Source organism: Ascidiaceihabitans sp., assembly GCF_039986515.1.
In the GTDB taxonomy this organism is placed as follows: domain Bacteria; phylum Pseudomonadota; class Alphaproteobacteria; order Rhodobacterales; family Rhodobacteraceae; genus Ascidiaceihabitans.
Window position 1 is genome coordinate 109,711 of the sequence record NZ_JBDWQO010000014.1, and the last position, 12,939, is coordinate 122,649.

General features: G+C 55.5%; 11 protein-coding genes. 4 read left to right on the forward strand and 7 right to left on the reverse strand.

Annotated elements, in window-relative coordinates:
• Positions 1-49: 49 nt before the first annotated feature.
• Positions 50-802, reverse strand: coding sequence for a hypothetical protein (locus ABJL60_RS12890; protein WP_108827367.1), 753 nt, complete (start codon positions 800-802; stop codon positions 50-52).
• 61 nt (positions 803-863) lie between these two features.
• On the opposite strand from ABJL60_RS12890, the gene gloB reads away from it, so the two are divergent.
• The 3 genes from gloB to ABJL60_RS12905 all read left to right on the forward strand — a co-directional run bounded on the left by gloB (position 864) and on the right by ABJL60_RS12905 (position 5,095).
• Entirely contained in the window at positions 864-1,631 is a 768-nt protein-coding gene (gloB, locus tag ABJL60_RS12895) for a hydroxyacylglutathione hydrolase (RefSeq protein ID WP_348375855.1), read from the forward strand.
• Positions 1,632-1,805: 174 nt separating this feature from the next.
• Positions 1,806-4,127: an ATP-dependent Clp protease ATP-binding subunit ClpA gene (gene clpA / locus ABJL60_RS12900; RefSeq protein ID WP_348288441.1), complete on the forward strand. Its 2,322-nt coding sequence runs from the start codon at positions 1,806-1,808 to the stop codon at positions 4,125-4,127.
• Entirely contained in the window at positions 4,124-5,095 is a 972-nt protein-coding gene (locus ABJL60_RS12905; protein ID WP_348375856.1) for a M23 family metallopeptidase, read from the forward strand. The genes clpA and ABJL60_RS12905 overlap by 4 nt, the downstream gene beginning before the upstream one ends.
• A 2-nt stretch (positions 5,096-5,097) precedes the next feature.
• On the opposite strand, the gene ABJL60_RS12910 is transcribed toward ABJL60_RS12905, so the two are convergent.
• The 3 genes from ABJL60_RS12910 to ABJL60_RS12920 form a co-directional block, all read right to left on the reverse strand.
• The gene (locus ABJL60_RS12910) at positions 5,098-7,065 is read right to left on the reverse strand and encodes a peptidoglycan -binding protein (protein ID WP_348375857.1); all 1,968 of its coding nucleotides are present in this window, start codon (positions 7,063-7,065) and stop codon (positions 5,098-5,100) included.
• Positions 7,066-7,067: 2 nt separating this feature from the next.
• Positions 7,068-8,264, reverse strand: coding sequence for a biopolymer transporter ExbB (locus tag ABJL60_RS12915; RefSeq protein ID WP_348375858.1), 1,197 nt, complete (start codon positions 8,262-8,264; stop codon positions 7,068-7,070).
• Between the two features lie 76 nt (positions 8,265-8,340).
• The gene (locus tag ABJL60_RS12920) at positions 8,341-8,871 is read right to left on the reverse strand and encodes a gamma-glutamylcyclotransferase (RefSeq protein WP_348375859.1); all 531 of its coding nucleotides are present in this window, start codon (positions 8,869-8,871) and stop codon (positions 8,341-8,343) included.
• 64 nt (positions 8,872-8,935) lie between these two features.
• Between ABJL60_RS12920 and ABJL60_RS12925 the strand changes: the two genes are divergently transcribed.
• On the forward strand, positions 8,936-9,940 hold the full coding sequence (locus ABJL60_RS12925; protein ID WP_348375860.1) for a DUF2125 domain-containing protein: 1,005 nt from the start codon (positions 8,936-8,938) through the stop codon (positions 9,938-9,940).
• Here the strand turns inward: ABJL60_RS12925 and ABJL60_RS12930 are convergent, their stop codons facing one another.
• From ABJL60_RS12930 to hisC, 3 genes are read right to left on the reverse strand one after another with little or no spacing between them, the layout of a single operon-like run.
• Positions 9,941-10,771 (reverse strand): extensin family protein, encoded by an 831-nt coding sequence (locus ABJL60_RS12930; RefSeq protein ID WP_348375861.1) that lies wholly within the window; start codon positions 10,769-10,771, stop codon positions 9,941-9,943.
• The gene (locus tag ABJL60_RS12935) at positions 10,768-11,691 is read right to left on the reverse strand and encodes a prephenate/arogenate dehydrogenase family protein (RefSeq protein ID WP_348375862.1); all 924 of its coding nucleotides are present in this window, start codon (positions 11,689-11,691) and stop codon (positions 10,768-10,770) included. Before ABJL60_RS12935 ends, ABJL60_RS12930 begins: the two co-directional genes overlap by 4 nt.
• Positions 11,688-12,773 carry a histidinol-phosphate transaminase gene (gene hisC, locus ABJL60_RS12940; RefSeq protein ID WP_348288456.1) on the reverse strand — a complete coding sequence of 362 codons (1,086 nt, stop codon included), beginning with the start codon at positions 12,771-12,773 and terminating at the stop codon, positions 11,688-11,690. The genes ABJL60_RS12935 and hisC overlap by 4 nt, the downstream gene beginning before the upstream one ends.
• Positions 12,774-12,939: the final 166 nt, after the last annotated feature.

Genomic DNA, 12,939 nt, shown 5'->3' on the forward strand with positions numbered 1-12,939 from the left:
GTCCCCGATGCCCGCACATGCCTTCATTTGTGAACACACCGGGGTATTTTCACCGCATTAGACTGTCGGGATTTGGAACAGGTTGCCCCAAACCCTCTAGCACGCTGATGCGCCGCCGGGTGCGTGTCACTTTGCCTTTTGGCGGATAGACCAGCTTTGACGCTTCAACCATCAAGGCGCCACCCGCCATGATACCCGGCATAGTTTGGCCAAATTTTTCGAACACGCGTCCGGACTTCATCCAGATGCGGCGTGCCGAGGGCATTTGATACAATGCGCTCATATGTCGTTCCGGCAGAAATTGGTGCTTGCGCAACTGGGTCTCCAACTGGCTTGCTGAATAGGGCCGCCCAAATCCGAACGGGGTGCGATCACGGCGCGACCAAAGGCCAGCGCGGTTGGGCACAATAAACAACGCCTTGCCCCCCGGCCCCAGCACCCGCCAGCACTCTTCCAGCAAATCAAACGCCAGCTCGGACGTCTCAAGCCCGTGCAAAACAACAAGCTTGTCAACATGCCCCGTCTCAATTGGCCAAAGCGTTTCTTCTGTCAAAACGGACACATTGGGCAGTCCGGCAGGCCATGGCATCACACCCTGCGGCCCCGGCATCAAGGCCAGCACACGTCGCGCATCCTTGAGATAGGGCCGCAACAACGGTGCCGCGAAACCGTACCCCACAACTGTCTGCCCTTTGGCTTCTGGCCAAAGCTCCAACATCCGGCCCCGCAAAGATGCCTGCGCCGCGCGTCCCAAAGGACTGCGATAGTAGAAATTGCGCAGGTCTTGCACATCAAGGTGCATTGCGGCTCCGGTTCAGTTGGGTCAAGCTTGGGCTAACTTAGCAATCTGAAGGAAAATGACCATGGGTCTCGAAATTATCACTGTCCCCTGTCTGGCGGACAACTATGCCTTCATTCTGCACGATGCCAGCACTGGCGAAACCGCGATCGTTGATGTTCCCGACGCAGCCCCATTGAAGGCGGAACTGTCCGCCAAAGGCTGGACATTGACCCAGGTCTGGCTGACCCACCACCATTGGGACCATGTTGACGGGTTGGCGGATCTTCTGGCCGACCACTCGGCACAGGTTATTGGTGCCGCCGATGATGCGCACCGTTTGCCAGCTTTGGATCTGGCATTGACCGAAGGCGAAACCTTTTCTTTCGCAGGCCATGACGTTCACGTCATTGACGTGTCGGGGCATACAATCGGGCACATCGCACTGCATCTGCCCGCCGCACATGCCGTTTTCACCGCCGACAGTCTGATGGCATTGGGATGCGGGCGCCTGTTTGAAGGCACACCAGAGCAAATGTGGGAAAGCCTTAGCAAATTGATGACGTTGCCATCGGACACCATTGTCTATTCCGGTCATGAATACACACAGTCCAATGCCAAGTTTGCGCTGACGATTGATCCCTCCAACCCCGCGCTGGTGTCTCGGGTTCGGGAAATTGATGCAATGCGGGCAAACGGCAGCCCAACGGTCCCGTCCACTTTGCAACTGGAATTGGACACCAACCCGTTTTTGCGTGCATCAGATCCCGAAATACAAACCCAACTCGGCATGGCAGGCGCACGCCCCGCTGAGGTTTTTAAAGAAATTCGCGCACGCAAAGACAGATTTTGAAGTTAAAATATTGGCTTTTTCTGCCCAATAACGAAAATTGTGACCGTTTTGTTTAAATTAGAGCTTGAAGCTGGGCGCTGATAAACCAAACTCTAATACTATGAGGCCATGGTTGTTGAAGACGCGTGATATGGTTCCGCGCCTCCGATGACCTCGATCGACAGGAGCACGCCCGTGCCTTCATTTTCGACAACACTTGAAAAGGCGATACATGCCGCCCTCGCGCTGGCCAATGATCGTCACCATGAATTCGCAACGCTAGAGCATCTGCTGCTGGCCTTAATAGATGAACCCGACGCCAAACGCGTGATGCAGGCCTGTTCGGTCGATGTGTCAGAACTGCGCGATACCTTGTCGGAGTTCGTGGATGAAGATCTTTCCAATCTCGTCACGGACATCGACGGATCAGAAGCCGTGCCAACGGCAGCATTCCAACGCGTGATCCAACGCGCCGCTATCCATGTGCAGTCGTCCGGCCGCACGGAAGTGACCGGCGCCAACGTGTTGGTCGCCATCTTTGCCGAACGCGAAAGCAACGCGGCTTACTTCCTGCAAGAACAGGACATGACACGCTACGATGCTGTTAACTTTATCGCACATGGCGTGGCCAAAGACCCTGCCTTTGGCGAAGCACGTCCAGTGTCCGGTGCACCTGAAGTCGAAGAAGAAGCCCAAGGGGTGACCGAGGGCGAAAAGAAAGACAGCGCTCTTGAAAAATACTGCGTTGATCTGAACGCCAAATCCCGTGAAGGCGACATCGATCCGCTGATCGGGCGCGACAGCGAAGTCGAGCGGTGCATTCAGGTTCTATGTCGCCGCCGCAAGAACAACCCGCTTTTGGTCGGTGACCCAGGCGTCGGCAAAACGGCGATTGCAGAAGGGTTGGCCCGTAAAATCGTAGCTAACGAAACACCCGAGGTTTTGTCTGAAACGACGATTTTCTCCCTCGATATGGGTGCTTTGTTGGCCGGTACGCGGTACCGCGGTGATTTCGAAGAACGCCTGAAGGCCGTTGTGACGGAACTGGAAGATCACGACGATGCAGTGCTGTTTATCGATGAAATCCACACTGTGATCGGCGCCGGAGCAACCTCTGGCGGCGCAATGGACGCGTCCAATTTGCTTAAACCTGCTTTGGCAGGTGGCAAATTGCGCACCATGGGGTCCACAACTTACAAAGAATTCCGTCAGCATTTTGAAAAAGACCGTGCGTTGGCGCGTCGTTTCCAGAAGATCGACGTGAACGAGCCTTCAGTCGAAGATGCGGTCAAAATTCTAAAGGGGCTCAAGCCCTATTTTGAAGACCACCACGCGGTCAAATATACAGCTGATGCGATCAAAACATCGGTAGAACTTGCATCGCGCTATATCAACGACCGCAAATTGCCCGATTCAGCTATTGACGTGATTGATGAAGCCGGTGCTGCGCAACATTTGGTTCAGGCCGCGAAACGTCGTAAAACCATCGGAACGAAGGAAATCGAATCCGTCGTCGCGAAAATCGCGCGCATTCCGCCCAAAAACGTCACCAAAGACGATGCTGTTGTGTTGAAAGATCTCGAAGCTTCTCTGAAACGTGTAGTGTTCGGTCAGGACAAAGCCATCGAGGCGCTCAGCTCTGCTATTAAACTGGCACGGGCCGGGCTGCGTGAACCCGAAAAACCAATCGGCAACTATCTGTTCGCAGGCCCCACCGGCGTTGGTAAAACCGAAGTTGCAAAACAATTGGCTGATACGTTGGGTGTGGAACTTTTGCGGTTCGATATGTCAGAGTACATGGAAAAGCACGCGGTATCGCGTTTGATCGGTGCGCCCCCTGGATACGTGGGCTTTGATCAAGGCGGCATGCTGACGGACGGTGTTGATCAGCATCCGCATTGCGTATTGCTGTTGGACGAGATGGAAAAGGCACATCCTGATGTGTACAACATTTTGCTGCAAGTCATGGATCACGGCAAACTGACAGATCACAATGGACGCACTGTTGATTTCCGGAATGTTGTTCTGATCATGACCTCCAATGCGGGTGCTGCCGAACAAGCCAAAGAAGCCATCGGATTTGGCCGTGAACGTCGTCAGGGCGAAGACACCGCTGCGATCGAACGGACATTTACGCCGGAATTCCGCAACCGTCTGGACGCTGTGATCAGCTTTGCACCATTGGGTAAATCTATCATCGCGCAAGTTGTCGAGAAATTCGTGCTGCAACTGGAAGCGCAATTGATGGACCGCAATGTTACCATTGAACTGACCCGTGCAGCGGCCGAATGGCTTGGAGACAAAGGATATGACGACAAAATGGGGGCACGCCCCTTGGGTCGTGTTATTCAGGAACACATCAAAAAGCCGCTGGCCGAAGAACTGCTGTTTGGCAAATTGGCCAAAGGCGGCGTGGTGAAAGTTGGCGTCAAAAGCGGCGAATTGGATTTGCGGATCGAAGGCCCTGAAAAGCCGCGTATTTCCGGTGACAAACCGCCCCTTCTGACAGCTGAGTGACCTTTAAGGATATCATATCGGCTTTGCTATTTTGCGCCGCGGCACCTGCTGCGGCGCAGACCATTCAACTACAACAACCCATTGACTGCACGCTTGGGGAAGACTGCTTCATACAGCAGTATGTCGACCATGATCCCACCAAGAATGCAAAAGACTACCGATGCGCACCGCTCAGCTATAACAACCACAAGGGCACAGATTTTGCCCTTCGGACCCTGCGCCAAATGCGCGACGGAGTGAACGTCGTTGCTGCCGCACCCGGCACGGTGGTTCGATTGCGTAACTCCATTAAAGATCAGTTAAAAACAGACGCAAACGCAGAAAGCGTTGCGGGTCGGGAATGTGGGAACGGCGTGGTCATCGAACATTCAGATGGGTGGGAAACCCAGTATTGCCATCTGAAAAAGGGATCGATTGTGGTACGCAAAGGGCAGACGGTTCAAGCTGGCGCAGCTTTGGGTGAAGTCGGTCTAAGTGGCCGCACGCAATTTCCCCATGTTCATCTTTCGGTGCGCAAAAACGGCAAAGTCGTTGATCCATTTGATCCCGACGGAGTTGTACAATGCAACGCTCCGGACAAGGAAACACTTTGGAAAACACCTTTAAACTACCAGCCTGGGGGCATGATCTATGCGGGTTTCGCCGATAGGGTGCCTGATTACAAAGACGTTAAATCGGGCCGTGCTGCAAAGGGCGTATTGCCACTAGATGCTCCGGCCTTGGTTGTGTTTGGCTTCGGTTTTGGATTGCAAAAAGGCGATCAGCTTAGGTTGGTGATCAAGGGCCCCAACGGCAATATCACGGACCACACAACGACAATTGAAAAAAACAAAGCGCAATATTTTCAAGCAGCAGGCAAACGATTGAACGGTGAAAGCTGGCCCAGCGGTAAATACACAGGCACAGCACTGTTGATCAGGGATGGACAGGTCATCAGCGGGCAAAATGGCTACGTCACGCTAAAATAAACTCATTTTTCAGTGAATTTCAGCTCGATCCGGCGGTTTTGTGCCCGTGCAGCCGCCGTATCAGCCAAATTCACCGGCTGGTGTTGGCCAAACCCGTTGGCGGCCAGACGACTGGGTGGAATGCCAAGGAAATTGACCATGTATTTCACAACAGACAACGCGCGCGCTTGGCTAAGTTCCCAGTTGTCTGCAAATTCCCCTGTGCCAAGAAGCGGTACATTGTCAGTGTGGCCATCAACGCGAATGACCCAATCAATCCCGGCGGGAATGTCGTTTGCAATGCTGCGCAAAATACTCGCAACTTTGGCAATCTCTGCCTGACCTTCAACTGACAAATCCGCCCCACCCGGCGGGAATAGCACTTCGGACGAAAAGACAAATCGGTCCCCTTCGATGCGAATGCCTTCTTGATTTCCAAGCAAATCTCGCAGCCGTCCAAAAAATTCAGACCGATATTTTTCGAGATCTTGTGCCTCTGCCTCCAGACGTTTGCGGTCCTCTTCTTCCAAGGCCCGCGCACGGGTTTCTTGCGCCAAAGCACGCGCCAACGCGGTGTTCACCTGACTGGCCAACGATTGAATTTGCACGTCTTTGGCGGCGTCGCGCACCACGGCATCGTCCAAAAGGGCTTGAAGATCACCCAATTGGGTGCGCAATGCCGCAACTTGCTGGTTCAACAACTCGGTTTGGCGTTGTGCCTCCAAGGACTGTTGCTGGGCCGCGCGTGTTGTTTCTTTTTCTACGGTCAGCGCGTCTTGCGCCGCTTTCAACAGGACTTCGCGGCGATCTATTTCTGTTTGTGTGCTCGCGGTTTGCGCGTTTGCGGCCTGCTTTTCAGCCAATGCTCGGGCCAACTGGTCTTGCAAAGATACGGCTTCATCGCGCCCCGACGCTAACTGTGTTTCAGCTGCCGCCAACCGGGTGCGCAAGGTGCTGACATCTTCGTTTCCAGCATCGATCGCTTGTTCGGCGGCGGACAGTGCTTGGCGCATCTGGTCCAGTTCAACCATCAAATCGGCGTTGTCTTGTGCCAATTGGGCCGCAGATTTTTGCGTTTCGGACAACGTGCCTTCCACCTCTTGCAAGATCGAAATCCGGCTTAAAGCATCTGCCAGTTCGGCGTCCAGCGCATCACCGGTCGCGCGTGCAGCCGCCAACAATGTCAAAGTGTCTTCGGCCTGCTTGCGTTGTTCTTCCAATGCCAAGGTCATCGCAGTCAGTTCAGCATCCGCGTTGGCCAAGCGTGCCCTAAGCGCTTCGGCGGCAGCCGCTTCCAACAGCCGGGCTTGTTCTTGTGCTGACACGCTATCCTGCGCGGCTGCCAAGTCTGAATTTAACTGTTCGATGCGTTGGGTGGCGTCGGATTTCTCAGATTGTAAATCAGCAATCAAGGCCTGCATTGCATCAGCTTGCGCCGCAGCCAAGCGGGCCTGTTCGTTCTGACTGTCGACCTCTCCTCGCAATGACGCCAAAGCCAAATTTAGGGCCTCTTGTTCGCTCAACAACTCTGCCTCACGGGCTTCAAGTTCGCTTACGTTCACGCGTGCCGCGTCCCGTTGCGCAAGCAACCCGGCCACTTGCGCTTCGAAACCCGTTATTTCTGCTTCCGCTGCAGCCAATGCTGCAGACTGCGCATCGCGTTCGGACGTCAAAGTTGCGATGATGCTGGACTGTTCCGCAAGTTGCACCTGCGCATCGGAAAGCGTGTCGTTCAGCCCCGAAAGCCGCGTTTCCAAACCGGCGCTGCGTTGCTCCTCCAACCCAAGCGCCTGCGCCAATGCCGCGACTTCGCCCGCCAGTGTGTTCAGTTCGGATTCCTGCCCCGATATGGTTTCACGCAAGACAAATTGCACCACCATGAAAATGGTCAACACAAACATCAAAACCAACAACAAACCCGTCATCGCATCCACAAAGCCCGGCCAGATCGAGGCCTGAAACCTTGCTCCTGTGCGACGCGAGAGGGCCATCGTTAATCTTGTCCCTTAGCGTTTGACCCCTTGGTCAAGCGTCTCGCCTGCCCTTTGGGTTGCGACAATGCTTGTGCCAATGCGCTGATGTCTGCATGCAGCGCCGCCATGCTTTCTTGCCGACCCGCGGAAATCTCTTCCAGAATGCGCAGCATCTGAACATCGATAGACCGCAGTCGCATCCGGCTTTCTGCGTCGATCCCGTCGCCTGTGCCTTGCGTTTCGAGGTGGGCGATCAATCGCTCTTGGCCTGCGGCCACGCGCTCTAATGCAGAATTTTCAGCATCACCGTGCTGCATCTGATGGGTCATGTTCTCAATGGATGTCGCCAGCGTGCCCAGCCGTTCATCCACCATGGACCGGCTGACGTCAGACTGCGTGAACATCTGTTGCAAAGCTTCCATCTGTTCGGCCATGTGATCCAGCACCCCTGCCATCGCAACTTGATCTGCGGTGGCTTCTTCACCGGATGTAAAGCCGACCCGCGTGATCGTGCTGAGCCATTCTTCAAGTTCGCGGTAAAACCGGTTCTGGCCGTGACCCGCAAACAATTCCAAGAGCCCCACAACAAGCGATCCGGCGAGGCCCAAAAGGGACGATGCAAATGCCACGCCCATGCCGCTGAGCTGACTTTCAAGGCCGTTCATCAAGCGCCCGAAAACCTCGACCCCGGCTTCGCCTTCCTGTGGTGCGAGACTGCGAATGGTGTCCACAAGCGCCGGTACCGTCGTTGCCAAACCGTAGAACGTCCCCAACAGCCCCAAGAAAATCAGAAGGTTAACGATATAGCGCGTGATCTCGCGGGCTTCGTCAATGCGTGTTGCGACAGATTCCAGGATCGAACTGGTTGAGGCAGAACTGACCTGCATACGCGCGCCCCGCGCACGCAATAACGTAGCCAACGGCGCCAAAAGCTGTGGCGCCTTGATGTCTTCATCCATGTCTTCGCTGACAAATGCCTCAATCCAGCGCACGGATCCAATCAGCTGCAAAACTTGCCAAAAACACGCAAGAACCCCGATGAGAAAGACAAAGACGATGAACCCGTTCAGGTAAGGGTTGGCTTGAAAAACGGGCAATACGCGAGGGGCAGCAAAGAATGCGCCTACACCGCACAGCCCCAAAACCAGCAACATCGTAGTGATCTGCCGGACGGGTTGCGAAAATTGGGGTCGGACCTGGTGGCCTGTTTGCGCCATGGGCGTCTCGTTTCTGACCTGTTTGTTCTGCTCTTGGTGCTCAGGTTAACGAAAAAACACAGTATGCGCCAAGGATTTATGCGCTGAGCACCCTTACGCGTTCCGTCAGCCATGCAAGGTCCGGGTCGTGCAGCCCGATTTGTGTCAAATGATCCGCTGTATTATACAGATATTCGGTGTTGGGGCCGCGTCCACCGACAGCTTTTGCAATAATATGCGCCTGCTCTTCCAAGGGCATCCCGCCGCAATACTGATCGTGGCTTTCGTCAATAACATAGGTCACTGCCATCACATCACGCCCGTCTGCCAAGCGCACTGTCAGGTTCTTTTCCAGATACGCCGATGAAATCAGCTCGCGCTCGCGTAAATAGGCCAGCGTCTCCGCCTCCTGTCCAGACGCGACGGCCAAAGCCACCCCTTGGCAGGACACATCTGATGCTTCGTCCAATGCCAAGACCAAACCCGGCTCCTCTTCGGTGCCGCGGTGGTGAATGGAGCGCATGCAAAACGACCGTGCATACCCGTCAAGTTGCCCAATCACCTGTTCTGCCACCTCAAACCCCGGGTTCCACAACAAGCTTCCGTATCCGAACACCCACATTGTCATCGCGCTGGTCCTTTTTCCTTGGGCTGGGTAAACCTGAATTCTGGACAAAGCGAAAGGGGCGCTTATGCGCAAATTACTGTGGGCCGTTCTTGTGTTGCTCATCCTGTGGTGTGTCTGGTGGGCTGTCGCCGCATTTGGTTTGCGCACCGCCATTGAGACGTGGTTCGAAGACCGTCGAAGATTCGGATGGCAAGCCGAAAGCCTGTCACACGACAGCACTGGCTTTCCGCTGCGTATCGAAAGCGCGTTAACGGACATCGCCATTGCCAATCCCGAACGTGGTGTGGCTGTCAACATTCCACATATGTCCATCAGCACGCCAATTTGGTGGCCCGGCGATGTCAAAGTGACCTTCACCGACGCGCCCATGCAATTTTTCACACCGCAGTCCAAAGCCAGCGTAACGGCCGCCAATGCGCATACAGATTTACGCCTGCACCCCGGCACGTCTCTTGAGCTTGAGGGGCTGACCGCCAATGCCGGTGCATGGGACATATCCACGCCAAACGGCGGACTTTATGCAGCCGATCGTTTAACGATGCAGATGTTGCAATCGCCCGATGCCCCCCAGACCTACACATTTTTCGCTATGGCCCCCCGATTTACCCTTGGGTCGGCGATGCGCAACGAACTGCGGGTTCCGGACGATTGGCCTGTGTCATTTGACCGATTGGAATTGGGCGCAAGCATCACATTTGATCGCCCATGGGACATGCGCGCGTTGGAAAATCGTGCCCCGCAGCCGCGTGTCATCAAACTGGATCTGGCAGAAGCGGCATGGGGTGATTTGCGTCTGTTCGCCGCCGCAGATCTTGAAGTCGACGACACGGGTGTGCCAACAGGAACATTGAATTTGCAGGCTGAAAATTGGCAAACAATGCTGGATCTGGCAGAAGGTGCAGGGCTTTTGCCACCACAACTGCGTACTCAGGCCCAAGAAGGCTTGGGGCTGTTGGCCCGGATGTCAGGTGACCCCACGGCCCTTGATGTCCAACTGAATTTCCGGTCGGGGTTCATGTCGGTGGGCATTATTCCCATCGGCCCTGCCCCACGCATCATTCTGCGTTGATCAGCGGCAATAAGGTCCACTGCGATAGCGCGCCGTGTCGAAATGGAAATGGTCCTGATGGTAGCGATCCGCTTCCGGTCCAAGCACTGTACCAAAAGGCCCACATGCGGCGCGATGCATCTGACGCAGCGCTTTGCTTTGTCCGCGTGTGCGCCATCCCTTCAGAACGGTGATCGTGCTGCCGTCGTTTAACGTAAAGCCCGAAATGTCTATCGCGCGGCCCTTGCCGTGTTCAGAAATCTTCGCACCGGTCTTGTTGTTGCGCGTACGGCACGCATAGTGCGCTGCAACCTTCAGACGCGCCAATCCGCCCCCTTTGGATCCGATGGCAGGGCGTGCCCCGTTCACGATCCATGACTTCAGAGCTTTGGCTGTGCCGCAATCCATCACTGATCCTTGGCTAAGGCTGACACCGGCCACGGACCGCACGCGCACTGCATTGCTCACCCCGCATCCATTCAGTTTGCCCGGAACGCGCCCCACGTCTTCACCTTGAATGTCCAGATCACCGCACACAGCCCCTTTGCGGCGCTGCTTTCGCTTGGCCATAGCTTTTTGCACGATCCCTTGCGACCGCACTTCCGGTCGCAAGGATTGCCCCAGCCCCGGAGCCTCGGCAGACGACAGGATCACCACACCCTGACTGGATGCTGTTTGCCTGACACCGGCTTGCGCCGCATCTGCGGAGGCCACTGTTTGCGCAAGGCTCACGGGGTTTCTTGCGTCTGTGCCAGCGCGTCCCACCGGACGCAATGACGCCTCGGGCGCACTGGCCAACACACCAGCCACACTGCCTGTCAAAACAAGAGCGGCCGCAAACAAACCCTTCATGACTTGGGTGTCCCGGTTCGCCCAAAGTTCGGGGCGTCTGTGTCTTGGCCTGCATCGATGATACTGCGACGAATGGCACGGGTGCGCGTGAAATAGTCGAACAAATGGTCTCCATCGCCGGTGCGAATGGCGCGTTGAAGCGCGAACAATTCCTCAGTGAAGCGTCCGAGGATCTCCAGCGTCGCGTCTTTGTTCGTTAGGAACACATCACGCCACATCGTCGGATCACTTGCCGCGATACGCGTAAAGTCGCGAAAGCCGCCAGCGGAAAACTTGATGACTTCACTGTCAGTGACACGTCGCAGATCATCTGCCACGCCGACCATCGTGTAGGCGATCAAGTGGGGCGCATGACTTGTGACTGCAACGACAAGATCGTGATGCTCCGCATCCATTTCTTCGACGTTCGATCCAAGCCCCTCCCAATAGGTGCGCAACTTGGCGATCGCGTCCGGGCAAGTGTCTTCAACCGGCACCAAAAAGCACCACCGATCATCAAACAGCTCGGCAAAGCCAGATTCAGGGCCGGAGTATTCCGTTCCAGCCATAGGATGCCCGGGAATAAAATGCACGTTTTCGGGAATATGCGGGCCAACGGCGGCAATAACATCGCGTTTAACAGACCCGACATCAGTCACAGTCGCACCCGCAGCCAACGCATCTTTAATTTCGGCTGCGACGGCACCCATCACACCAACAGGCACACAAAGCACCACAAGATCCGCGCCTTCAACGGCCTCTGCCGCGCTGTCGCACACCCTGTCGCACAATCCGATACGCCGCGCGGTTTCGCGTGTTTCCTCGGAACGGGCATAGCCGGTGACCTCGCCTGCCAAACCACCGCGTTTCATCGCCCAATGCATTGAGGACGCGATAAGTCCCAAACCGATCAAAGCCACGCGGTTGTACATTACGCTCATTCCGCTTCTGCCTTGAAGGTTTTGACCGCATGCACGATCTGGCGGCACGCACTTTCGTCACCGACCGTAATGCGCAGCGCCGCTGGTAATTTATAGCCCGCAACCTTGCGCACAAGCAGCCCTTGAGCCTGCAAATGTGCGTCACAAGCTTCGGCTTCGGCGGCATCTGCAAAACGCGCCAACACAAAGTTGGCGTTGCTGGTGTCGGAGGGCACGCCGACTTCCGCCAATCCGTTTGCCAACCACGTCCGCCATTTGGCGTTCTCGGTGCGGCAGTGGTTCAGGTAATCAGTGTCGCGCACTGCGGCGATGGCCGCATCCTGGGCCGCCTGACTTAGATTGAAAGGGCCACGCACACGGTTCAGCACGTCGATGATGGGCTTTGGCGCATAGCCCCAACCAACCCGCAAACTGCCCAGCCCGTAGATTTTGGAAAACGTGCGTGTCATCACGACATTTTCGCAGCCCTCAACAAGGGATGCACCTGCGTCATAGCCTTCGACGTATTCCGCATAGGCCCCGTCCAACACCAAAAGCGCTTGGGGCGGCAAACCATCGGCAAGCCGTTCCAGTTCCGCCAAACCGATCATTGTTCCTGTCGGGTTGTTTGGATTGGCCAAAAACACCAGCTTCGTGCGGTCTGTGCAGGCCGCAAGAATAGCGGATACATCTGTGACGCGTTCTGTTTCTTTGACTTCTACAGGGGTTGCCCCCGCCGCCAACGCACTGATTTTGTACATGGCAAAGCCGTGTTCGGTATGGATCACCTCGTCTCCGGGGCCTGCGAAGGCCTGACACAAAAAGGTAATGATTTCATCAGACCCCGCACCGCATATCACCCGCTCGGCGTCCAATTCCCAAACATCAGCAATCGCAGTACGCAATTCGGCCTGATCGGATGAGGGATAGCGATGCAATGTAAAACTGCCCCGCCGAAAGGCTTCGATCGCAGCCTCGGAAGGCCCCAGCGGGTTTTCGTTGGAACTTAGCTTAACCACGTTGGACACACCCGCCACATGGGCTGCACCGCTTTCGTAAAGCTTGATGTCCATAATACCCGGTTGCGGTGTGATAACAGCCATGATCTGCCCCTTTGTTGCCCGCCAGACATACCGCCACACGTCCGCCAAGAAAAGCGCGAATAGTCTGTGGTCAAGCTGCATGAAATGCGCAACATGTCATACCAAGGGTTGTAACGAAGCTGTGAAGGCCTATATTCAGTATACCGTCGTATACAAATCATCAAAG